The following is a 20,717-nucleotide window of genomic DNA, read 5'->3' as shown; positions in this document are numbered from 1 at the left end:
CTTTACCTGGTGCCCTTGCCGTACCTGTTTCGCTCGATGCCGCTCTGTCCACATGGCAAATCCTCCTGCGCTTTTCGCGCATCAGACTGCCAACTTACACTTTTTCGAGTTTTCAAACAGGCTGTAATGCCCCGCCAGAAAGAAAGGCGTTTTGAACGTCAAGGATCAACAGAGCGTCCCGCGACGACAGTTGAATTTCATCCATCATCCGTCTTTTGAACAGACTGCAGCGTGCGCAGGGGCGATGCAAGTGTCGCTCCGCATTACTCCCGATTTCTTGACCAAGGTCAGTCAAGACAATGTGGCAACGGCCGATTATCCATACTTGGAGTGCCAAACCATTCCTTCTTCAAGCACACTTTGCGTGCCGTCTTTGGGTGTTGCATCTCGGTGTGCTAACAATCGGGCCTCGACGATGAAGCCGTATCAATGTAATGGAACGCTGCTGACCGACCTTTATGTGCGCACGATGCTGCAGGCTTGCCACGCGCAGTGCATGAATGAAATAGCCGTTTTTGAGTTCTTCGTGCGACACATGCTCGAACTGCGCAGTTTCCTCGTTGGCGCTGTTTTGGGGAAGGTCATCTCCTACCTAACCCCTTTGCGCTGCGAAGACGATGATCTGGCATGGCTGCCTCGACAAGGCAGATTCAGCGAGTCTTTCATCGCGGCCTTGCGTGACTTGCGCTTCACTGGTCGCTGGCAGGTGCGCCTTTCCTGGATATGACGCATCAGATGGATGACTACAAGGGCGTGCACGCTCAAATGGAAAGAGATAAAGGGAGAATGCGGGAAAGGTAGAGGAAAACCTGTTACAGGGATAACGGGCTCAACAATGGAGGAAATCATGGCAATCAGCGAACTTTGTAATCCCGATGTTGTACGTTGCGATGTCAAGGCATCGATCGCGGAAGTGGCCGGTTTGATGCGTGAACACCATGTAGGCGATGTCATCGTGGCAGACATGAACGCAGATGCGCGCGTTCCAGTCGGCATCGTTACCGACAGAGATATCGTCGTCGAGGCCGTTGCGAAAAATGTCGACCTGAACATGCTCACTGCTGGCGACATCATGAATGAGCCGGTGGCAACCGTAAAGGAGGATGCCGGACTTCACGAAACACTGGAGCTGATGGGTTCGCTCAAAGTGCGGCGGCTGCCGGTAGTGCGGCATGACGGAAGCCTCGTCGGCATTGTGACGGCCGACGACATCTTCGATCTGCTGTCAAGAGAGCTTTCGCTGCTGTCGAGATCGGTATCCGGGCAGATCGACGTGGAAAGACAGTTGCGCCGTTAATTGCGCTGGGAGCGGCTGACTCTAGGTATGCCGGATGTCCGATGAGGGTAATCGTGGCGGCGGCGCATGGCCTGTCCATGGGAATGGTAAAGAATCTGCTCGAAGACCAGGCGCTGGACCAAAGCGTGGCGGCCAATACTCTTCCCCCTTTTCGCCTCGGCGCAGGAAGATTTAAGGAAGCACCTTGGCGATGTGATTCTCCGCCAGTTGCAGATAAAGCAGAGATCGGCGATGCCACTCCGGAGAGTACTGAAATTTCTCCTCGCTTAAATACCTGATGGTGAGCCGTGCACGCAAGCATGCACGCACGCTCTGGTAGAAATGGACAAGCGCCGGGCTGAAAGCGTCTCCTGATGCGCTGCCATATGCATCGATGAGCGCACGGCCCAGCTCCGGCGCGCCAAGCCGCTCGCATTCCAGCGCAAGGAAACTCATTTCATCCGCCGCATCAATGATTCTGAGCTCCCGTGAAAACTCGAGGCAGTCGATGATGATCGGGGTGGTTTCCATGCAGACGTGTTCTGCACGCAAGTCGCCGTGGCCTTCCACTATCCGACGGCAGCAGATACGTTCATCAAGCAGGCTTCCAATGCGCTGCATGGCGGCCCGTTGTGCACTACAGAGTTGGACGATGCTTTCACCAGGCAGGCGGAATGATGGTTCGGTCAGGACAAGCCGGCTTTGCTCGATGTCCCGCTCGATGCGGTCGCGGTATTCCGCAGTTTTCATCTCAATGGGTGCGCAGTTTCGGTAGAAATCGGCCATCTGTGTGGCGATCAGCTTCATGTCACTCCGACGTGCCGTACCTGTCCTGATCATATAGTCCAGCATGTGCTTGGCGGGCAGGCGCCGCATCTTGACCAGCCAGTCGACGGCGGTGCCGGGGCCACCAAAATCCAGATGATGGTCACTGACGACAAGAGGGATGGTAGCGAGATAGATGTCCGGTGCGAGGCGTCGGTTGAGGCGCACTTCCTCTTCGCAAAAATGCTTGCGGGCTTCAACAGTGCTGAAGTCAAGCAGGCCGTAGTGCACGGGTTTTTTTAGCTTGTAGGCATGGTTCTCGGTCAGGAAAACCCACGACATGTGGGTCTCGACAGCTTCGACGCGGTATACACACTCATGGTAGCTGCCGGGCTGGCGAAGGAATGCCAGCTTGGACTCAAGCGAAATCATGATGACGGGTTCTGCCCTCGGCGAGCGTCTGAAAGTGCCGCAATGACCTCCTCATCCTCGACTTGCCGAAAATCGCGATAGAACGCGCCTACACTTCCCATGTTCTCGCTCGCATTCAGGCAGACAATCCTGTCGGCCAGCGGAGCGATGATGTCGAGGCTGTCCTGGGCGGCGACGGGTACCGCACATACCAGTTCTGCCGGCCCCCGCGCGCGTACCGCATGAAGTGCAGCAATCATTGTCGCGCCGGTCGCGATACCGTCGTCCACGACAATCGCGATCCGCCCCTTGGGGGCGATGGGTGGTCGGTAGGGGGTGTACCGACCGCGTCTCTCCTTGAGCATTTGGACCTGCCGGGACTCTTCCTCCTGCAGCTGATCGCTGTCGATGCCATATGCGCGTGCATGCGGGCCAACATACGCCCAGCCATGCTCGTCCACGGCGCCGAGGGCAAACTCGGGATCGTACGGGGCGCCGAATTTATGCACGAGAACGACGTCGAGCTCTCCTTCAAGATGGTCTGCAATGACCTTCGCCATCGGAACTGCACCGCGTGGAATGGCCAGCACCAATGGATTGCGCCCCCTGTATTCCTTCAGCCGGTTGGCGAGCAGCGCGGCCGCTTCGAACCGGTCGGCAAACTGGTGGCGGAAGGACATGATCGTCCCCTTTCATTGTTGTCAGACACATCCGTGTGCGGGTGTGACGGTGCGGGACAGAAGCTCAAAGTGATTCTGCGGACAGCGCCCTGCAATGCGGGTGTGCAGGTGACCGGCGGGATCGGGTTCGCATGCATCGCGAGATCTACTATTGGTTGCGCTGATACGTCCCGATGAGCTCAGCCTTCTCCAGCACATGACCTTCCATTGCTCGCTCGAGCTGCTGCTTCGTCGGTTTGTGCAGGTCCGGAAGTTCCGTATCGAGCGCATACAGCTTGTGGAAATAACGATGGCGCCCGATGGGTGGGCAAGGGCCGCCGTAACCGGTGCGATGCCAGTCGTTCATTCCCTGTCTTGTGCCGTGGGGGAGATCGTCAGCGCTGACGCCCGACGAAAGACGGGTCAGGTCCGGGGGCAGGTTGTAAAGCACCCAGTGCACCCAGGTACGTTGGGGGGCTGCAGGATCGGGCGCGTCCGGATCATCCATGATCAAGGCGAGGCTGCGAGTGCCGGCCGGAAGACCTGACCAGTGAAGCGGCGGAGAAACGTCGCTGCCGTCGCAAGTATGGAGGGAGGGAATTTCACCATTGTTGCCGAATGCCGTAGAAGCGATCGTCATACCCATTGCTTTTCTCCCTTCAGGACAAGTAAGCCACCTGGCTGGTGCAGTAACCGATTCATTCTATATCGCGCTTTTCCTATGTACACAGGGCGGGGCGAGTAAGCCGGCGATGCTTGATTCGTCTCAAGCGAGAATTTTCGCTATAAGGCGAGCGTATTTCGGCCATTGAAGGGATTGGGGGCTACTGCCATTGATTGGAAGAACACTTGGTGCATAAGGTTTTCGCGGCGCCTCCTTCCGGACTTAAGGCAATTTGACGCGTGGCAATCACCAACGTTCGACGCAGATACTGGATGGGCAAAGTGCGAATCGCCGGCAAGTTCGCGCGATTAAAACGTCAGTGTGGGAATGAGCCAAGCCGATTTTAATGAACAACCGATACCAAAATATATAAGCGTCACCCGAGGATGGTTCGCCATTGAGATGCAGAGATGTCGATGCAGTTCTTGGATCAAGCAGCGGAGAGATGCCGTGCAGCAGAACCGTGTTGTCCACGATGGCGTTGGGACACAAAAGAAAAAAGGCCTGATCTTGAGATCAGGCCTTTGAATTTTTTGGCTCCCCGACCTGGACTCGAACCAGGGACCTGCGGATTAACAGTCCGTCGCTCTACCGACTGAGCTATCAGGGAACAGCTGAGCCGCTATTATAGGATGATCTTCTAGGAAATGTCAAAGCCTGACGGCCGGCTTCTGATTTCTTTTCATGAATGGGCCGGGAAAGCCCGTTCATGACCAATATTTACAGCACCTTCGCGATGGCGTCGACAATATTGTCAATATTGCGCGAATTCAGTGCAGCAACGCAGATACGGCCGGTATCGACCGCGTAGATCGAGAACTCGTCGCGCAGGCGACCTACCTGTTCCTTGGTCAGGCCGGAATACGAGAACATGCCGCGCTGCTTGATCACGAAGTCGAAGTTATGGCCCGGAGCCTTTTCCTTCAGCTTTTGGACCAGCGCCTGGCGCATTTCGCGGATGCGCACACGCATCGCAGCCAGCTCGTCTTCCCACATCTTGCGCAGCTCCGGCGTGGACAGTGCGGTTGCCACAACCTGGCTGCCATGGATCGGCGGATTGGAGTAGTTGGTGCGGACGACACGCTTGAGTTGCGACAGTACGCGGGCGGCTTCTTCCGAGCTGACGGCGACGATGCTCAATGCACCGACGCGCTCGCCATACAGCGAGAACGATTTCGAGAAGGAGTTGGACACGAACAGCGGGCCGCCCGCATCTGCAAAGCGGCGCACGACCTTGCCGTCTTCTTCGATGCCGTCGCCGAAGCCTTGGTAAGCCATGTCCAGGAAGGGAATCAGGCCACGCTGGGTGACGACCTGGATCACTTCGGTCCACTGGTCTTCGGTCAGATCTGCGCCGGTCGGATTGTGGCAGCAAGCATGCAGTAGCACGATGGCGCCGGCCGGCATTTCTTTCAGCGCATTCATCATGCCCGTGAAGTTGACGCCCCGGGTCGCCGGGTCATAGTACGGGTAGCTGTTGACGGTGAAGCCTGCGGATTCAAACAGCGCGCGGTGGTTTTCCCAGCTCGGGTCGCTGATCCATACCTGCGAATTCGACGAGAAGCGCTTCAGGAAGTCTGCACCTAGTTTCAGTGCGCCGGTGCCGCCCAGAGCCTGGACGGTGATGGCACGCTTTTCCTGCACGACCGCGCTGTCGGCACCGAAAACCAGTTCCTGCACTGCCTTGTCGTAGACGGCAAGGCCTTCGATCGGCAGGTAGGTGCGCGGTGCAGCTTTTTCCATCAACTGCGCTTCTGCCTTGCGCACGCATTCCAGCAGCGGCACCTTGCCATTGTCATCGTAGTAAACACCGACGCCAAGATTGACCTTGTTCGGGTTCTTGTCGGCATTGAAGGCTTCGGTAATGCCGAGGATCGGGTCGCGCGGCGCCATTTCAATGGCGGAAAACAGGGACGCAGGATGGGATTGGCTCATCGTGATAACATGAAAAATTGACTGCAAAAACAAGGTCTTGCAGGGGGTTGTGGTTAGTTCCGGGCTGTAAGTTTTGAGGCTGAATTGCAACCAATTATTCTACCAAAGGTCGAATGCAGATGGCAGATTTATCCCAGGTTTCCAGCACCATCGACGAATCCAAAATCGTCACTTTTCCCAATTCGCCGTACCGCCTCTACCAGCCTTTCCCACCAGCCGGCGACCAACCGGTAGCAATTTCGCAACTCGTGGAAGGTGTCGAGGACGGCCTGTCTTACCAGACACTGCTCGGCGTGACTGGTTCCGGCAAGACGTACACGATGGCCAATGCCATCGCCCGCCTTGGCAGGCCCGCGATTATCTTTGCGCCGAACAAGACGCTCGCCGCCCAGCTGTACAGCGAATTCCGCGAGTTCTTTCCGCACAACGCGGTGGAGTATTTCGTCAGCTATTACGACTACTACCAGCCGGAAGCATACGTCCCGCAGCGCGACCTGTTCATCGAGAAAGACTCGTCCATCAACGAGCACATCGAGCAGATGCGCCTGTCGTGCACCAAATCGCTGATGGAACGGCGCGACGTGGTGATCGTGGCGACAGTCTCTGCGATCTATGGTATCGGTAATCCGAACGAATACCACAAGATGATCCTCACCCTGCGCGCCAAGGACAAGGTCAGCCAGCGCGACGTGATTGCCCGCCTCATCCAGATGCAATACACCCGCAACGAGGTGGACTTCGCCCGCGGTACCTTCCGCGTGCGCGGCGACACGATCGATGTGTTCCCGGCCGAACATGCGGAACTCGCGGTGCGTATCGAGATGTTCGACGACGAGATCGACAGCCTGCAATTGTTCGATCCGCTTACCGGCCGTGTCCGGCAGAAGATCCCGCGCTTCACGGTGTATCCGGGTTCGCACTATGTGACGCCGCGCTCCACCGTGCTGCGTGCAATTGAAAGCATCAAGGAAGAGTTGCGCGAGCGACTGGAATTCTTCCGCAAGGAGGGCAAACTGGTCGAGGAGCAACGTCTCGAGCAGCGCACGCGCTTTGACCTCGAGATGATGCAGGAGATCGGCTTCACCAAGGGCATCGAGAACTATTCACGTCATCTTTCCGGGGCCAAGCCGGGCGAGCCGCCACCGACGCTCGTCGACTACCTGCCACCGGACGCGGTGATGTTCCTCGATGAGTCCCATGTACTGCTCGGGCAGCTCAACGGAATGTATAACGGCGATCGTGCACGGAAGACGAACCTTGTCGATTACGGTTTTCGCCTGCCTTCGGCACTGGACAACCGACCGCTGAAGTTCGAGGAATTCGAAGCCAAGATGCGGCAGACGGTCTTTGTCTCCGCCACTCCCGCCGAATATGAAAACAGCCATGCGGGCCAAGTGGTTGAGCAGGTGGTGCGCCCAACCGGGTTGGTCGATCCGCAGATCGCGGTGCGTCCTGCAAGCACGCAGGTCGATGACTTGATGTCAGAGATCACAGATCGGGTGAAGAAGGACGAGCGCGTTCTGGTTACCACGCTGACCAAGCGCATGGCTGAGCAGCTCACGGAATTCCTTAGTGACAACGGCGTGAAGGTGCGCTACCTGCACAGCGATATCGATACGGTCGAGCGCGTCGAAATCATTCGCGACCTGCGGATCGGCACCTTCGATGTGCTGGTCGGGATCAACCTGTTGCGCGAAGGCCTGGACATCCCGGAAGTGTCATTGGTTGCCATCCTCGACGCGGACAAGGAGGGTTTCCTGCGTTCGGAGCGCAGCCTGATCCAGACCATCGGTCGTGCCGCGCGTAACCTGAATGGCACGGCGATCCTCTATGCCGACAAGGTGACGGATTCTATGCGTCGTGCAATCGATGAGACGGAACGTCGCCGCGCCAAGCAGATTGCGTTCAACGAGGCAAACAACATCACGCCGAAGGGAATCAAGAAGGAAATCCGGGAGCTGATCGATGGCGTCTACAACGCGCACGAAGCGCGTGTTGAAAGACAGGTCGCCGAGGAGCATGCAAAGTACGAAGGCATGAGCGAGAAGCAGGTGAGCAAGGAAATCAAGCGGCTCGAAAAGCTCATGCTCGACCATGCGAAGAATCTCGAGTTCGAGAAGGCCGCCCAGGTGCGTGACCAGCTCCACATCCTCAAGGAACAACTCTTCGGCACACCGGGCGCTGACAACGTAGTGCCATTGATCGGGAAGTAGGTTGTAGAACATCCCGGCATGTTTCAGCGCGATTGATGTCCGTAGCGAGTTACGAAGTTCGGCTGCAGGTACAATCGCGCTTTTTGCTTGCTGACTATCATGGCCCAGCCGATCCCTCGATCGATCCTTGACGCGCTCGGAGTGGCGCATCCCTCGTGGCGACCGGCCCTTATGCGAGGGCTCGAGGCGATGACCGCAGTGGATGCAAGCTACTTGCACACGCTCGCAACTGACACGTATCTCCCGACCAACGGCCGCCTGTTCGCAGCATTCTCGATCCCGCTCGATGCAGTGCATTTTGTGTTAGTGGGGGAGGGGCCTTATCCGCGCGAGCAAAGCGCGACCGGCGTTTGCTTCATGGATGGTGCCGTTGAGGCGCTCTGGTCGGAAAAGGGACTGTCGAAACAGGTCAACCGCGCTACCTCCTTGCGCAACTTCATGAAAATGCTGCTTGTGGCGGATGGCCTGCTTTCGGTGGACAGCGCCACCGGAGAGGCAATCGCGCGGGTTTCCTCGAAGGCACGAGCTATTGGTTCGCCATTCATCCAGACACTGACCGAGCTGCAAGCCAATCTGACGAAGCACGGTTTTCTGCTTCTCAATGCAGCGCTGGTTTTTCGTCCGCATGTGCCGCCGCTCAAAGAAGCAAGGGCCTGGCAGCCGTTCCTGCAAACGGTGCTGTCGGCGCTTGCTGATCAAGCTCAAACGGCGGAAGTGCAGGCACCGATGTTGGTGCTATGGGGGAAGATCGCAGAGCAGCTGGGCGTCCTAGGTGCGACTTCGCGATTTTCAAAGGCGGTTTCTGAGCATCCATACAACCTGAGCTTTATCGAAAACGATACGATGCAAAATCTCTTCGGTTCCATGCATCTTCTTTACAAGCAGAATTGAGCCCGTTGTCCGCTGGTCTAAAGCAGGACTAACGATCAAAACAGTAGCCTTGTTCCAGCCCAGTGCTGGCACTTGCTTGTTTTCACGGCCCAGCAATTGGCCACCGTGAGCATGCGCGCAGACAACATTCAGTTCTGATCATCAAGCTTCGAGCGTCGCGCACGATGGAGATCAGTGCGAGGTTGTGGCAAATCATGACGGCTCGCCATAAATCTTGGAGCATTGTGTCTTCTGAGTCCCGATTCCCGGAAGGGCTTAACTCGACGTATTCCCGTAATACGGTGATGTGGGGCGGACGAAAGTTGTGCTGGAGGCCTAATGGCAGAGACGCAGGTTTTGTTTGTTTGTACGGCTAATATTTGCCGATCTCCGACTGCGGAAGCGGTCATGCGAAAGTTCGTTCAAGAGGCGGGATTGCACGATCGTCTCTTTGTTGACTCGGCCGGAACCCATGATTTCTACATTGGTGCCATGCCTGACCCGCGTGCTCAGGCGGCTGCAAGCCGCCGTGGTTACGACCTGACGGGATTGCGTGCACGCCAAGTCACGTTGGAGGATTTTGAGAAATTCGATCTCGTCCTTGGCATGGATTTCAATAATCTTGCCACTCTGCATGATATTTCACCTGCCCAATATCACCACAAAATCGGCCTGCTGATGCCTTACGCCAAGCGCCGGCGCGCATCGATCATTCATGATCCGTACGCTCGGAGCGGCAAGGATTTCGATCTTGTACTTGATTACATTGAGGATGCCTGCGGCGGGCTCGTACAAGCGCTTAGTCAACATGAGCGCGCACGCGGGGCGGAAACCGCTGCATACAACACCGGTGGCATGACTTCCGGCGCACCGCTTCACGTCGCTCGATTCGGTTGATTCTGCACCCTTGGAAATAACTACATAGCCGAAGATTGTAAGAATTGCGCAAGTGGTGACCAAGAAGCGACGCAAAACCGGTCTCTGGTTTTTGAGAGGTCTTTCACTAGAGGCCGTCTACCGTGATGCTTAGTGCTGACGGGCATGCTGGGGGGATTGGTATGACCCTTGCGTAGCAGATCGACAGTGGGTTTCAGGGTCTTCAAGAACAATCATGGCGACGATATCGGCAACGTCGGCGTTGGGCATCGGTGGGTGGCTGGTCATGTGCATGGCCTGCGCGGAATCTTTTCCGGAGCCTTGGATGGGAAAAATCCAGGATCCCCTGCTGCAACCGCGAAGTGCACAGGCAGATGAGCTGATCTTTGGTGCTCGGCAAAAGACAGTCACAATCTCCCATTTCCTCGCGAATCATCGCAGTACTGCATTTGGCTATTTCGGTGTTCCCGGAGAGCCGGCGTTCGGTCCGCCGCCCTCAGGAATGCGGCATGCAGCCGGGTTTGACGCACCGGTTGGAGCACGGCCCGGCCAAGGGCGCAATGCCGACAGCGCCGCTGGCAATGTGTTTACCGTTGGATACACTTGGCGTGATCTGACGATCGAGCGATCTGCTTTCTCAAGCAGTGAAGCAGAGGACCGTCAACGGCGCAGAAATGGCGACTCCTTGCGCCTGGATTCACGGTCGGTTCGCCTGTCGTTCAATCCCTCGGCAAACTGGACGGTACAGGTAAGCCGTGGCTCTCTCAACGGGTTGGATCATTTGGTGCCGAATTCGGACGTGCGCCGGACCAGTATCTCGGCGACTCACAGGCAGGATTTCAAGGGAGGCAACTGGCAGACGACGCTGGCGTGGGGGCGAAACTCTCGTAAGCGCCATGAGACGACTACCGGCTATCTGGTTGAGTCCACTGTCCGGTTTGAGGGGACGCATGTGGTGTTCGGTAGAGTGGAACAGGTCGCTAGTGACGACTTGCTGCGCGAAGATGAGTCGCATCCTGCCAAGCTCTTTACCTTGAACAAGCTCACGGTAGGATATTTCCACGATATGCGGACTGGTGGGCCCGTGAAGGCAGATGTCGGTTTCCTGGCAAGCCAGCACCTCGTTCCCGCTTCAATGACGGCTTCATACGGTAACGATCCGGTTTCTTACATGATGTTTCTGCGCTTGAAGATCAGGTAGTGTTACCGGCAAGTCGGCCTTTTCTCGGCTCGTTTATCCAGCGCAAGGCAAGCACAATCGGTTCATCTGGCGCCGGCCGACGCCGCCATATGAAATATGAAATAATAGCGACGGTTAAGTTGCGCCGCAGCAATGACTGCCCGCTGCCCAAGAGAGCGTAGAAGGGGACGAGCGCGTGTTTTCCTAGGCGGTGCCAAGCAAAAAACAATACCTGACGAAATCACTCAACTTTGTTATACTTGACTAAAATCTTCGGGAATCGGGGATATTCGATAGAACTTGAATAAAGTTTTGTATTGGAGTTGAGAAATATGCGTCTGACGACTAAAGGTCGCTTTGCCGTGACCGCGATGATCGACTTGGCATTACGCCAAGACAAGGGGCCGGTCACACTTTCTGGAATCAGCCAGCGACAGGAAATTTCGCTGTCTTATCTTGAACAGCTGTTCGGCAAGCTGCGTCGCCACGAGATTGTCGAATCCGTACGCGGCCCGGGCGGCGGATATACCTTGGCCCGGCGGGCGGAAGACGTAACGGTTGCCGACATCATTATCGCCGTCGATGAACCATTGGATGCCACCCAATGTGGTGGCAAGGAAAATTGCCACAGTCACGGGCACGAGCACGGTACCCGTTGCATGACACATGACCTCTGGGCAACCCTGAATGCGAAGATGGTCGAATACCTGGATTCGGTATCGTTAAAGGACCTGGTGGATCAGCAGCGCCAAAAGAATGCTGACCAGAACGTGGTGTTGATGCCTCGTCCCCACGTGGCTGCTTGATTGGAGTTATTGAAAGAATGAACGCCCCATTGGAAAAGAGCCTGATCGATACGATCAAGGCGCCGCATTTCCCCATCTACATGGACTATTCGGCGACGACACCGGTTGACCCGCGTGCGGCCGACAAGATGATTCCTTACCTGCGCGAGCAGTTCGGCAACCCGGCATCGCGCAGTCATATGTACGGTTGGGCCGCGGAAAAGGCTGTTGAAGAGGCACGTGCGCATGTCGCCGCACTGGTCAATGCCGACCCACGCGAAATCATCTGGACCTCCGGCGCGACTGAGAGCAACAACCTCGCCATTAAGGGTGCAGCGCAGTTCTACAAGGCCAAGGGCAAGCACATCATCACGGTCAAGACAGAGCACAAGGCGGTGTTGGATACGGTGCGCGAGCTTGAGCGTCAGGGTTTTGAGGCAACTTACCTGCAGCCGCAAGACAACGGTCTGATCACGTTGCAGCAATTGGAAGAAGCAATTCGCCCGGACACCATTCTCGTGTCGGTCATGTTGGTCAACAACGAGATCGGCGTGATCCAGCCAATTCCTGAAATCGGCGAGCTTTGCCGTTCGAAAGGCATCATCTTCCATTGCGACGCCGCGCAGGCCACAGGCAAGGTGAAGATCGACCTGGAGAAATGGAAAGTTGACCTGATGTCTTTCTCTGCACACAAGACGTATGGCCCGAAAGGCATTGGTGCGCTGTATGTGCGCCGCAAGCCGCGTGTGCGGATCGAGGCGCAAATGCACGGCGGTGGTCACGAGCGCGGCCTGCGTTCGGGTACCTTGGCCACCCATCAGATCGTTGGCATGGGTGAAGCCTTCCGCATCGCCAAGGAAGAGATGGACACCGAGTTGGCGCGCATCACGGCGCTGCGTGACCGTCTGGCAAAGGGCCTGACGGATATCGAGGAAGTCTATGTCAACGGCGACATGGAGCATCGTGTTCCGCACAACCTGAACGTCAGCTTCAATTACGTCGAAGGTGAATCGCTCATCATGGCGATCAAGGATATCGCCGTGTCCTCAGGTTCCGCTTGTACTTCCGCCAGCCTGGAACCATCTTATGTATTGAGGGCCTTGGGACGCAGCGACGAGCTGGCACATAGCTCGATTCGTTTCACCATCGGCCGCTTCACGACCGAAGAGGACATCGACTTCACGATCAACCTGATCAAGTCGAAAGTCGCCAAGCTGCGGGAACTGTCGCCGCTGTGGGATATGTACAAGGAAGGGATCGATCTGAACTCGATCCAGTGGGCGGCGCACTGAGCCTCACAGAGTTATAAGGAGTATCAAAATGTCTTACTCGGAAAAAGTTCTCGATCATTACGAAAACCCGCGCAATGTGGGTGCCTTCGACAAGGGTGACAATTCTGTCGGCACTGGCATGGTCGGCGCGCCGGCATGCGGTGACGTGATGAAGCTGCAGATCAAGGTTGGCGCGGACGGTGTGATCGAGGATGCAAAGTTCAAGACCTACGGTTGCGGCTCCGCCATCGCATCTTCTTCGCTGGTGACCGAATGGGTGAAGGGAAAAACGCTTGACCAGGCGCTTTCGATCAAGAATACGCAGATTGCGGAAGAACTCGCTTTGCCGCCGGTGAAGATCCATTGCTCGATCCTCGCCGAAGATGCCATCAAGGCAGCGGTGCAGGACTACAAGACGAAGCACTCGGGCGATTCGACGGAAGCTGCCTGAAAGAGGTAAGGGGCTATGGCAATTACATTGACTGAAAAAGCCGCAAAGCACATCAGCCGTTATATCGAGCGCCGCGGCAAGGGTATCGGTCTGCGTTTCGGCGTGCGCACGTCCGGATGTTCCGGGCTTGCGTACAAGCTCGAGTATGTGGACGAGAGCGCACCGGAAGACCAGGTGTTCGAGTCGCACGGCGTCAAGGTATTCGTGGATCCCAAGAGTCTTCCCTATATTGACGGGACTGAACTGGACTTCGCCCGGGAAGGGCTGAATGAAGGATTCAAGTTCAATAATCCGAATACCAAGGACGAGTGCGGTTGCGGCGAGAGTTTCCGCATTTGAGCTTTTCCGACCTCTTCTGCTGAAGTTCAAGCGGGCGTGCGGATCGTGCGACGCGCGGGTAAATTCTCCGCTCTACCTCGCTTCGACAACGACCTATGTGAAGTCAAGCCTGTTGAAGTCTGAACAGGCTTTTGTTTCAAATACACATGCAAAATCACTTCGAGCTTTTCCACTTGCCAGAGCGCTTTTCAGTTGACATAACGGCGCTGGAGCAGGCTTACCGCGAAGTGCAAAACCGCGTCCATCCGGATAAATTCTCTAACGCAACCGACACTGAGAAGCGGGTCGCCATGCAGTGGGCAACGCGTGCCAACGAGGCATACCAGACCCTCAAGAATCCGTTCAAGCGTGCCGCTTACCTTTGCGAGCTGAACGGGGTCGACCTGCAGACAGAATCCAACACAGCGATGCCACGCGATTTCCTGATGCACCAGATGGAGTGGCGGGAAGCGCTCGAGGACGCCAAGGCGGGCAGGGACATTGATGCTCTTGAAAAGCTGGATGCAGAGTTGGGCGAAACCCGCAAGGCGAAGATCGCATGGATCGGGGAACTGCTCGATTCACACAATTACGAGGAAGCCGCGCAGGGTGTGCGGCAATTGATGTTCCTTGAAAAGTTCGGTGAAGAAGTGCACTCGGTCTTTGAAAAGCTGGAAGGCTGAAAAAGAATACTCAATCATCATTGCGGCCTTTCTGCGGAAGTGTCGATGACCGCAATGCCGATCAGGCACATCGAAAGTCTGAATACTGAATATGGCTCTACTCCAAATCTCCGAACCCGGCATGTCTACTGCCCCCCATCAGCATCGGTTGGCGGTTGGCATTGACCTCGGGACGACCAATTCATTGGTTGCGACGGTACGAAGCAGCATTCCCGAAGTGTTGAACGACGAAGAGGGGCGGCCGTTGTTGCCGTCGATCGTGCGGTACTTTCCGGATGGTCGCGCGCACATTGGTTACAAGGCGCAGGCGGCACAGACGACTGATCCCAAGAACACGATCGTTTCGGTCAAGCGCTTCATGGGGCGCGGCCTGAAAGATATTGCCTACGTGGAGAACCTGCCGTACGACTTTGTCGACGCGCCGGGCATGGTCCAGTTGAAAACCGCGGCTGGCACGAAAAGCCCGGTCGAGGTTTCTGCGGAGATCCTTGCGACCTTGCGCCAACGGGCTGAAGATGTACTGGGTGATGAGCTTGTTGGCGCAGTGATCACCGTGCCGGCATATTTCGATGACGCGCAGCGCCAGGCGACGAAGGATGCAGCCAAGCTGGCAGGGCTCAACGTCCTTCGCCTGCTGAACGAGCCGACTGCCGCTGCGATCGCTTACGGGCTGGATAACGGATCCGAAGGCATCTATGCGGTGTATGACCTTGGTGGCGGCACCTTCGACATCTCGATCCTGAAGCTGACCAAGGGTGTATTTGAGGTACTGGCTACCGGAGGTGACTCCGCCTTGGGCGGGGATGACTTTGATCACCGCCTCCTGTGCTGGATCATCGAGCAGGCAAAGCTGGCACCGCTGTCCGACAAGGACACCCGGATCCTGATGATAAAGGCGCGTGAAGCAAAGGAGTTGCTGTCCACGCAGGCTGAAATACATATCGATGCCGTCCTGAACTCGGGGGAGGAAGTTCACCTCGCATTGAGCGCGGCAACGTTTGCACAGATTACGCAGCATCTGGTAGCAAAGACCATTACTCCGGCCAAAAAGGCACTGCGCGATGCCGGCCTGACGGTTGACGACGTCGATGGCGTCGTACTGGTCGGCGGCGCCACCCGCATGCCGCACATTCGCAAAGCAGTTGGCGAGTTTTTCCAGACGACGCCGTTGGCCAACATTGATCCGGACAAGGTGGTCGCCTTGGGCGCTGCCGTCCAGGCTAACCTGTTGGCCGGCAATCGTTCCACTGGCGACGACTGGCTCTTGCTGGACGTGATTCCCCTATCGCTCGGTATCGAGACCATGGGCGGACTGGTCGAGAAGGTTATTCCGAGGAATTCGACAATTCCCTGTGCACGGGCGCAAGAGTTTACAACGTTCAAGGACGGGCAGACCGCGATGGCAATTCACGTGGTGCAGGGTGAGCGCGAGCTCGTCAGTGATTGCCGTTCGCTGGCGAAATTCGAGTTACGCGGCATTCCACCCATGGCTGCGGGAGCCGCACGCATTCGGGTTACGTATCAGGTTGATGCGGATGGCCTTTTGTCCGTGTCCGCTCGCGAACAGCGCTCGGGCGTGGAAGCATCGATTACCGTCAAGCCGTCATACGGCCTCGGCGATGACGAGATCGCCCGGATGCTGCAGGACTCGTACAGTTCTGCGGACATCGATATGAAGCTCCGCGCACTGCGTGAAGAACAGGTCGAGGCCGAACGCATTCTGCTGGCCACCCAGTCGGCTCTGGAGGCGGATGGCGACTTGTTATCCGATGAAGAAAGAGCCGGTGTAATCGCCTTGATGGACGCTGTGCGTGTTGCGGAACATGGAGATGATCAGGCTGCGATCAAGGCCGCAGTCGACGCCTTGGCGCACGGTACCGAGGAGTTCGCCGCGCGGCGGATGGATCGCAGCGTGCGCGCTGCGCTGGCCGGCCGCAAGCTTGACCAGATTGCTTAATCTGCGGCCCCCGATGGCTGCTTAACAATTAAAAACCGAGGTAATACACGTGCCCCAAATCGTTGTTCTTCCCCATGCCACCTTGTGCCCGGAGGGCGCAGTGATCGAGGCGCCTGCCGGCAAGTCAATCTGCGATGTACTGCTTGAGAACGATATCGAGATCGAACATGCCTGCGAAAAATCCTGCGCCTGCACCACATGCCATGTAATCGTGAGGGAAGGTTTTGATTCGTTGAAGGAGGCGGAAGAGAAGGAGGAAGACCTTCTGGATCGTGCGTGGGGGCTGGAGGCGACATCGCGGCTGTCCTGCCAGGCGCTCGTTGCGGATAAAGACCTCGTGGTTGAAATTCCGAAATATACGATTAATCAGGTGAGCGAGAATCACTGAGCGGAGGCCTCACATGAAATGGATCGACATTACGCGGATCGCCGAAGAACTGAATGACAAGTTTCCGGACGTTGATCCGATGACGGTACGCTTCACCGACCTCCATAATTGGGTTTGCGCACTCGAGGATTTTGACGACGATCCCAAACGGGGCGGAGAGAAGGTCCTGGAAGCGATCCAGATGGCCTGGATCGAAGAGGCAAAATAAGGATTTACAGTATCCCGGTCAGAGCCGGGATAGTCTACACGGGAAAAAAGAAGGGGCGGCAAGTCGCCGCCCCGTAAGATTGCACCCCTGGGTAAGACACTTGAATTCGGATCAGGCCCGTGCGGCCAACTGACCGTCAACCACCTTGACGCGGTCACCGACGCTCCAGGCCGGTTGCTGCGAATATGGGAAGGTGCGGATCTCGCCATCTTCCATGCGGACGCGAACGTTGTAGGTGGTCGTCGCACGGCTCCGCTTTTCAATCTCGTTGCCTGCATAACCGCCGCCTACTGCACCGGCTACCGTAGCCAGCTTGCGGCCGTTTCCACCGCCTACCTGATTTCCCAACACTCCGCCGAGAACAGCTCCCGCAACCATGCCGACGCCGGACGCTTGTGCTTGCTGCTGCACGGGTTGAATGGATTCGACGCGGCCGCAGCTATGGCAAATCGCCGGTGCCTGTGCAACTTTGGCTGGCGCATAAGTGCGGCGTGGTTGCGGTTCGCTCGCTTCTGCAGTACGTGGCGCGTACGAGCGGGGTTTCTCCGATTTTTCTGCCACGGCCTTTTTCTGCGGCTCTTCAGCGGCTTCGCTCTTGGGCTCGATTAGTGCCGCGGGGGAGGTGGCTGCACTTGCAGCGCCAACGGTGCTGGCGACAGGCGCTTCCGAAGCAGGCGCAGACGTGCTGTGCGAGTCCGGAATCAGGCCGGTAATTGCAGCAACGCCGGTAAGGCTGACCAGCATGACCGAAATGGCTGCGCCGGCGACCAGGGGGTGAATTCGATTCGGGGTACTCGTGTTTTCCATTGTTGACTCCTCATGCATGGAAAAGGCTGTTCAGTCAGATGAGTCGATTATCGAAGCTAACCCGGGTCGAATATAGGGGAATAATGTGTCAGGTGTAAGCCTTTGTAACCGGGGGCGACCTCGATGTTGACGCTCTCGCTCGACCGTCGGAATTTCATGCAAAGAAAAACAAAACGGGACCGAATTTCGGTCCCGTTTTGCTGCAGGCAGGCGTTGAGAGCGATGCCGTCAGTCCTCGCGGCGCAAATGCGGGAAGAGGATAACGTCACGGATGTTTGGCGAGTCGGTGATCAGCATCATCAGGCGGTCGATGCCAATGCCGCAACCTCCGGTGGGAGGCAGTCCGTATTCCAGCGCACGGATGTAGTCAGCGTCGTAATACATGGCTTCCTCGTCTCCGGCGTCCTTGGCAGCAACCTGCGCCTGGAAACGCGCCGCCTGGTCTTCCGGATCATTCAACTCGGAGAAGCCGTTCGCGATTTCGCGGCCGGTAATGAACAGCTCGAAGCGCTCGGTAATGCCAGGCACGGTGTCAGAAGCCCGTGCCAGAGGCGACACTTCGACTGGATAGTCGATGATGTAGGTTGGATCCCACAGTTGCGACTCCGCTGTTTCTTCAAACAAGGAAAGCTGCAAGGCGCCGAGTCCGGAAATGACATGTGGCTCAACGCCGAATTTCTTCAGTTCTGCGCGCAGGAAGTCCGCATCGTGAAGCTGCTCGTTGGTGTAGTGCGGTGCGTACTTGTTGATTGCACCAACGATCGTGAGGCGTTCAAACGGTTTGCTGAGGTCGAGTTCACGCCCCTGGTAAGTCAGCTTTGCGGTGCCGTGTGCATCAATCGCCGCTTGGCGGATCACTGCTTCGGTGAAGTCCATCAGCCACTTGTAGTCCACATAGGCTGCGTAGAACTCCATCATCGTGAATTCCGGGTTGTGGCGCGGCGACACACCTTCATTGCGGAAGTTACGATTGACTTCGAAAACGCGATCGAAGCCGCCGACGACGAGGCGCTTGAGGTAAAGCTCCGGCGCAATGCGCAGGAACATTTCCATGTCCAGCGCATTGTGGTGAGTGATGAAGGGCTTGGCTGCCGCACCGCCGGGAATGGGGTGCAGCATCGGGGTCTCGACTTCCATGAAACCGTGCTCGGCCATGAACCGGCGCATCGAGGACATGGCCGCGGTGCGCTCCTTGAAGACGCGGCGCGTCTCCTCACTCATGATCAGATCGACATAGCGCTGGCGGTATTTGGTTTCCTGGTCGTGCAGGCCATGGAACTTGTCCGGCAGCGGGCGCAGCGACTTGGTCAGCAGGCGCAGCGAAGTCACCTTCACGGACAGCTCGCCGGTCTTGGTCTTGAACAACAGGCCTTCCGCACCCAGGATATCACCAAGGTCGTAGTGCTTGAACGCGGCGTGCGTTTCTTCGCCTGCATTATCGTTGGTGATGTACAGCTGAATGCGCCCGTCAGCCTTGGCGCCAGAGGAATCCTGGATGGTCGCAAACGATGCCTTGCCCATCACGCGCTTGAGCATCATGCGGCCCGCGACCTTCACCGGAATCGGCTGTGCTTCCAGCTGTTCATTAGTCTGGTCGCCGTACTGCGCGTGCAAGTCAGCGGCCTTGTGTTCGGGGCGGAAATCGTTCGGGAAGGCGACACCCTGTTCGCGGATTGCAGCCAGTTTTGCGCGGCGTTCGGCGATGATCGAATTCTCGTCCTGGGCCGGTGCGGCGGTTTCGTTTTGGTTATTCATTGACATGGAACGGTCTATGTTGGAATGGCGATGGGCGGGTGCTTACACACCTTGCTTGAGCGACGCGGCGATAAAGTCGTCCAGGTCACCGTCCAGCACTGCCTTGGTGTTGCCGACTTCGTAATTCGTGCGCAGGTCCTTGATGCGCGACTGGTCGAGCACATAGGAACGGATCTGGTGGCCCCAGCCCACATCGGTCTTGGAGTCTTCCAGCTTCTGCTGTTCGCTCATACGTTTGCGCAGTTCCAGCTCGTAGAGACGGGATTTGAGCATCTCCCACGCCTCGGCACGGTTGCGGTGCTGGCTGCGGTCGTTCTGGCATTGGACAACGATGCCGGACGGGGCGTGCGTCAGGCGGACTGCAGAGTCGGTCTTGTTGATGTGCTGGCCACCGGCACCGGAAGCGCGGTAGGTATCCACGCGGACGTCGGCGGGGTTGATGTCGATCTCAATTGATTCGTCCACTTCGGGATAGACGAACACGCTCGAGAACGATGTGTGGCGGCCGTTAGCGGAGTCGAAGGGCGACTTGCGCACGAGGCGATGGACGCCGGTCTCGGTACGCAGGAAGCCGTAGGCATAGTCCCCTTCCACTTTCAGCGTGGCGGTCTTGATGCCGGCGACTTCGCCTTCCGATTGTTCCAGAATTTCAACCTTGAAACCCTTGCGCTCACAGTAGCGCAGGTATTGACGCAGCAGCATCGAGGCCCAGTCCTGCGCTTCGGTACCGCCGGCACCGGCCTGGATGTCGATAAAGCAGTTGTTGGGATCCATCGGATTGTTGAACATCCGGCGGAATTCCATGCCTTCGACCAGTTTCTTCAGCTCTTCGGCGTCGTGCTCGATGGCTTGCAGGGTATCTTCGTCCTGCTCTTCGCGCGCCATGTCGAACAGGTCGCGCGCATCGGCGAGGTCGGTTTCGATCTTGGCGAGGGTGTGGACGATCGCTTCGAGCGATTTCTTTTCCTTGCCGAGGTCCTGGGCCCGCTTCGGGTCGTTCCAGACGTTGGGGTCTTCCAGTTCGGCGTTAACTTGTTCGAGCTTCTCCGACTTCACATCGAAGTCAAAGATACCTCCGAAGTTCAGCTGCACGGGTAGTCAGGTCCGCGAGCAGCGAGGATAGGGAATTGAGGCGTTCGGCTTCCATGGCTATGTCACTTGCAATCAAACCGGACATTATACCCGACCGGAAAGCGCGTTTGGCGCCGTCGGACGCACTCTCTCGCCGGAAATCGGTAGCTTGCT

Annotated in this window: 21 protein-coding genes and 1 tRNA gene; 14 read left to right on the top strand and 8 right to left on the bottom strand. The window is 57.0% G+C overall.

The window, feature by feature from the left end:
* Positions 1 to 151 precede the first annotated feature (151 nt).
* Positions 152 to 727: a hypothetical protein gene (locus ACYVIA_RS20535; protein ID WP_460844039.1), complete on the top strand. Its 576-nt coding sequence runs from the start codon at positions 152 to 154 to the stop codon at positions 725 to 727.
* Positions 728 to 847: 120 nt separating this feature from the next.
* A complete protein-coding gene (locus ACYVIA_RS20530) occupies positions 848 to 1,297 on the top strand; it encodes a CBS domain-containing protein (protein ID WP_460844038.1) in 450 nt (149 codons plus the stop codon).
* Between the two features lie 171 nt (positions 1,298 to 1,468).
* Here ACYVIA_RS20530 and ACYVIA_RS20525 read toward each other — a convergent pair whose 3' ends face one another.
* The 5 genes from ACYVIA_RS20525 to ACYVIA_RS20505 all read right to left on the bottom strand — a co-directional run bounded on the left by ACYVIA_RS20525 (position 1,469) and on the right by ACYVIA_RS20505 (position 5,710).
* Positions 1,469 to 2,473, bottom strand: coding sequence for a hypothetical protein (locus ACYVIA_RS20525; RefSeq protein WP_460844037.1), 1,005 nt, complete (start codon positions 2,471 to 2,473; stop codon positions 1,469 to 1,471).
* The gene (locus tag ACYVIA_RS20520) at positions 2,470 to 3,132 is read right to left on the bottom strand and encodes a phosphoribosyltransferase (RefSeq protein ID WP_460844036.1); all 663 of its coding nucleotides are present in this window, start codon (positions 3,130 to 3,132) and stop codon (positions 2,470 to 2,472) included. Before ACYVIA_RS20520 ends, ACYVIA_RS20525 begins: the two co-directional genes overlap by 4 nt.
* A 148-nt stretch (positions 3,133 to 3,280) precedes the next feature.
* A complete protein-coding gene (locus ACYVIA_RS20515) occupies positions 3,281 to 3,757 on the bottom strand; it encodes a YbhB/YbcL family Raf kinase inhibitor-like protein (RefSeq protein WP_460844035.1) in 477 nt (158 codons plus the stop codon).
* Positions 3,758 to 4,309: 552 nt separating this feature from the next.
* Positions 4,310 to 4,385: transfer RNA gene (locus ACYVIA_RS20510), tRNA-Asn, on the bottom strand.
* 110 nt (positions 4,386 to 4,495) lie between these two features.
* Positions 4,496 to 5,710 carry an amino acid aminotransferase gene (locus ACYVIA_RS20505; RefSeq protein ID WP_460844034.1) on the bottom strand — a complete coding sequence of 405 codons (1,215 nt, stop codon included), beginning with the start codon at positions 5,708 to 5,710 and terminating at the stop codon, positions 4,496 to 4,498.
* 119 nt (positions 5,711 to 5,829) lie between these two features.
* Here ACYVIA_RS20505 and uvrB point away from each other — a divergent pair, with 119 nt between their 5' ends.
* From uvrB to iscX, 12 genes are all read left to right on the top strand, one after another.
* Complete coding sequence (gene uvrB / locus ACYVIA_RS20500) at positions 5,830 to 7,923, top strand: excinuclease ABC subunit UvrB (protein WP_460844033.1); 2,094 nt, start codon at positions 5,830 to 5,832, stop codon at positions 7,921 to 7,923.
* A 99-nt stretch (positions 7,924 to 8,022) separates the two neighbouring features.
* Positions 8,023 to 8,814, top strand: a complete 792-nt coding sequence (locus ACYVIA_RS20495; RefSeq protein WP_460844032.1) for a uracil-DNA glycosylase family protein — start codon at positions 8,023 to 8,025, stop codon at positions 8,812 to 8,814.
* Between the two features lie 318 nt (positions 8,815 to 9,132).
* On the top strand, positions 9,133 to 9,690 hold the full coding sequence (locus ACYVIA_RS20490) for a low molecular weight protein-tyrosine-phosphatase (RefSeq protein WP_460844031.1): 558 nt from the start codon (positions 9,133 to 9,135) through the stop codon (positions 9,688 to 9,690).
* Between the two features lie 214 nt (positions 9,691 to 9,904).
* Positions 9,905 to 10,870: a hypothetical protein gene (locus ACYVIA_RS20485; RefSeq protein WP_460844030.1), complete on the top strand. Its 966-nt coding sequence runs from the start codon at positions 9,905 to 9,907 to the stop codon at positions 10,868 to 10,870.
* Positions 10,871 to 11,181: 311 nt separating this feature from the next.
* On the top strand, positions 11,182 to 11,655 hold the full coding sequence (gene iscR / locus ACYVIA_RS20480; protein WP_460844029.1) for a Fe-S cluster assembly transcriptional regulator IscR: 474 nt from the start codon (positions 11,182 to 11,184) through the stop codon (positions 11,653 to 11,655).
* Positions 11,656 to 11,672: 17 nt separating this feature from the next.
* Positions 11,673 to 12,926, top strand: coding sequence for an IscS subfamily cysteine desulfurase (locus ACYVIA_RS20475; RefSeq protein WP_460844028.1), 1,254 nt, complete (start codon positions 11,673 to 11,675; stop codon positions 12,924 to 12,926).
* Between the two features lie 28 nt (positions 12,927 to 12,954).
* On the top strand, positions 12,955 to 13,356 hold the full coding sequence (iscU, locus tag ACYVIA_RS20470; protein ID WP_460844027.1) for a Fe-S cluster assembly scaffold IscU: 402 nt from the start codon (positions 12,955 to 12,957) through the stop codon (positions 13,354 to 13,356).
* A 15-nt stretch (positions 13,357 to 13,371) separates the two neighbouring features.
* Positions 13,372 to 13,695, top strand: coding sequence for an iron-sulfur cluster assembly protein IscA (iscA, locus tag ACYVIA_RS20465; RefSeq protein WP_460844026.1), 324 nt, complete (start codon positions 13,372 to 13,374; stop codon positions 13,693 to 13,695).
* A 146-nt stretch (positions 13,696 to 13,841) separates the two neighbouring features.
* A complete protein-coding gene (gene hscB / locus ACYVIA_RS20460) occupies positions 13,842 to 14,357 on the top strand; it encodes a Fe-S protein assembly co-chaperone HscB (protein ID WP_460844025.1) in 516 nt (171 codons plus the stop codon).
* Between the two features lie 91 nt (positions 14,358 to 14,448).
* Entirely contained in the window at positions 14,449 to 16,314 is a 1,866-nt protein-coding gene (hscA, locus tag ACYVIA_RS20455; RefSeq protein WP_460844024.1) for a Fe-S protein assembly chaperone HscA, read from the top strand.
* Between the two features lie 49 nt (positions 16,315 to 16,363).
* Positions 16,364 to 16,702, top strand: coding sequence for an ISC system 2Fe-2S type ferredoxin (gene fdx, locus ACYVIA_RS20450; protein WP_460844023.1), 339 nt, complete (start codon positions 16,364 to 16,366; stop codon positions 16,700 to 16,702).
* A 13-nt stretch (positions 16,703 to 16,715) separates the two neighbouring features.
* On the top strand, positions 16,716 to 16,910 hold the full coding sequence (gene iscX / locus ACYVIA_RS20445) for a Fe-S cluster assembly protein IscX (protein WP_460844022.1): 195 nt from the start codon (positions 16,716 to 16,718) through the stop codon (positions 16,908 to 16,910).
* Positions 16,911 to 17,021: 111 nt separating this feature from the next.
* Here the strand turns inward: iscX and ACYVIA_RS20440 are convergent, their stop codons facing one another.
* The 3 genes from ACYVIA_RS20440 to prfB form a co-directional block, all read right to left on the bottom strand.
* Positions 17,022 to 17,717: an outer membrane lipoprotein gene (locus tag ACYVIA_RS20440; RefSeq protein ID WP_460844021.1), complete on the bottom strand. Its 696-nt coding sequence runs from the start codon at positions 17,715 to 17,717 to the stop codon at positions 17,022 to 17,024.
* A 228-nt stretch (positions 17,718 to 17,945) separates the two neighbouring features.
* Entirely contained in the window at positions 17,946 to 19,472 is a 1,527-nt protein-coding gene (gene lysS, locus ACYVIA_RS20435) for a lysine--tRNA ligase (protein WP_460844020.1), read from the bottom strand.
* A gap of 42 nt (positions 19,473 to 19,514) precedes the next feature.
* Positions 19,515 to 20,619 (bottom strand): peptide chain release factor 2 gene (gene prfB / locus ACYVIA_RS20430; RefSeq protein ID WP_460844019.1). Its coding sequence is split into 2 segments (ribosomal slippage): positions 19,515 to 20,537 and positions 20,539 to 20,619, totalling 1,104 coding nucleotides; the frame shifts between segments, so codons are not numbered across the junction.
* Positions 20,620 to 20,717 lie beyond the last annotated feature (98 nt).

The organism is Noviherbaspirillum agri (genome assembly GCF_054780595.1).
Note: the sequence above shows the minus strand (reverse complement) of the source record. Positions and strands in the feature narration are given on the sequence as shown.

What these genes read in the sequence shown, in the direction of transcription:
- ACYVIA_RS20530 (WP_460844038.1), top strand. Translation starts at nt 848, where the DNA reads ATGGCAATCAGCGAACTTTGTAATCCCGATGTTGTACGTTGCGATGTC.
- ACYVIA_RS20525 (WP_460844037.1), bottom strand. Translation starts at nt 2,473, where the DNA reads ATGATTTCGCTTGAGTCCAAGCTGGCATTCCTTCGCCAGCCCGGCAGC.
- ACYVIA_RS20520 (WP_460844036.1), bottom strand. Translation starts at nt 3,132, where the DNA reads ATGTCCTTCCGCCACCAGTTTGCCGACCGGTTCGAAGCGGCCGCGCTG.
- ACYVIA_RS20515 (WP_460844035.1), bottom strand. Translation starts at nt 3,757, where the DNA reads ATGGGTATGACGATCGCTTCTACGGCATTCGGCAACAATGGTGAAATT.
- ACYVIA_RS20505 (WP_460844034.1), bottom strand. Translation starts at nt 5,710, where the DNA reads ATGAGCCAATCCCATCCTGCGTCCCTGTTTTCCGCCATTGAAATGGCG.
- uvrB (WP_460844033.1), top strand. Translation starts at nt 5,830, where the DNA reads ATGGCAGATTTATCCCAGGTTTCCAGCACCATCGACGAATCCAAAATC.
- ACYVIA_RS20495 (WP_460844032.1), top strand. Translation starts at nt 8,023, where the DNA reads ATGGCCCAGCCGATCCCTCGATCGATCCTTGACGCGCTCGGAGTGGCG.
- ACYVIA_RS20490 (WP_460844031.1), top strand. Translation starts at nt 9,133, where the DNA reads ATGGCAGAGACGCAGGTTTTGTTTGTTTGTACGGCTAATATTTGCCGA.
- ACYVIA_RS20485 (WP_460844030.1), top strand. Translation starts at nt 9,905, where the DNA reads ATGGCGACGATATCGGCAACGTCGGCGTTGGGCATCGGTGGGTGGCTG.
- iscR (WP_460844029.1), top strand. Translation starts at nt 11,182, where the DNA reads ATGCGTCTGACGACTAAAGGTCGCTTTGCCGTGACCGCGATGATCGAC.
- ACYVIA_RS20475 (WP_460844028.1), top strand. Translation starts at nt 11,673, where the DNA reads ATGAACGCCCCATTGGAAAAGAGCCTGATCGATACGATCAAGGCGCCG.
- iscU (WP_460844027.1), top strand. Translation starts at nt 12,955, where the DNA reads ATGTCTTACTCGGAAAAAGTTCTCGATCATTACGAAAACCCGCGCAAT.
- iscA (WP_460844026.1), top strand. Translation starts at nt 13,372, where the DNA reads ATGGCAATTACATTGACTGAAAAAGCCGCAAAGCACATCAGCCGTTAT.
- hscB (WP_460844025.1), top strand. Translation starts at nt 13,842, where the DNA reads ATGCAAAATCACTTCGAGCTTTTCCACTTGCCAGAGCGCTTTTCAGTT.
- hscA (WP_460844024.1), top strand. Translation starts at nt 14,449, where the DNA reads ATGGCTCTACTCCAAATCTCCGAACCCGGCATGTCTACTGCCCCCCAT.
- iscX (WP_460844022.1), top strand. Translation starts at nt 16,716, where the DNA reads ATGAAATGGATCGACATTACGCGGATCGCCGAAGAACTGAATGACAAG.
- ACYVIA_RS20440 (WP_460844021.1), bottom strand. Translation starts at nt 17,717, where the DNA reads ATGGAAAACACGAGTACCCCGAATCGAATTCACCCCCTGGTCGCCGGC.
- lysS (WP_460844020.1), bottom strand. Translation starts at nt 19,472, where the DNA reads ATGAATAACCAAAACGAAACCGCCGCACCGGCCCAGGACGAGAATTCG.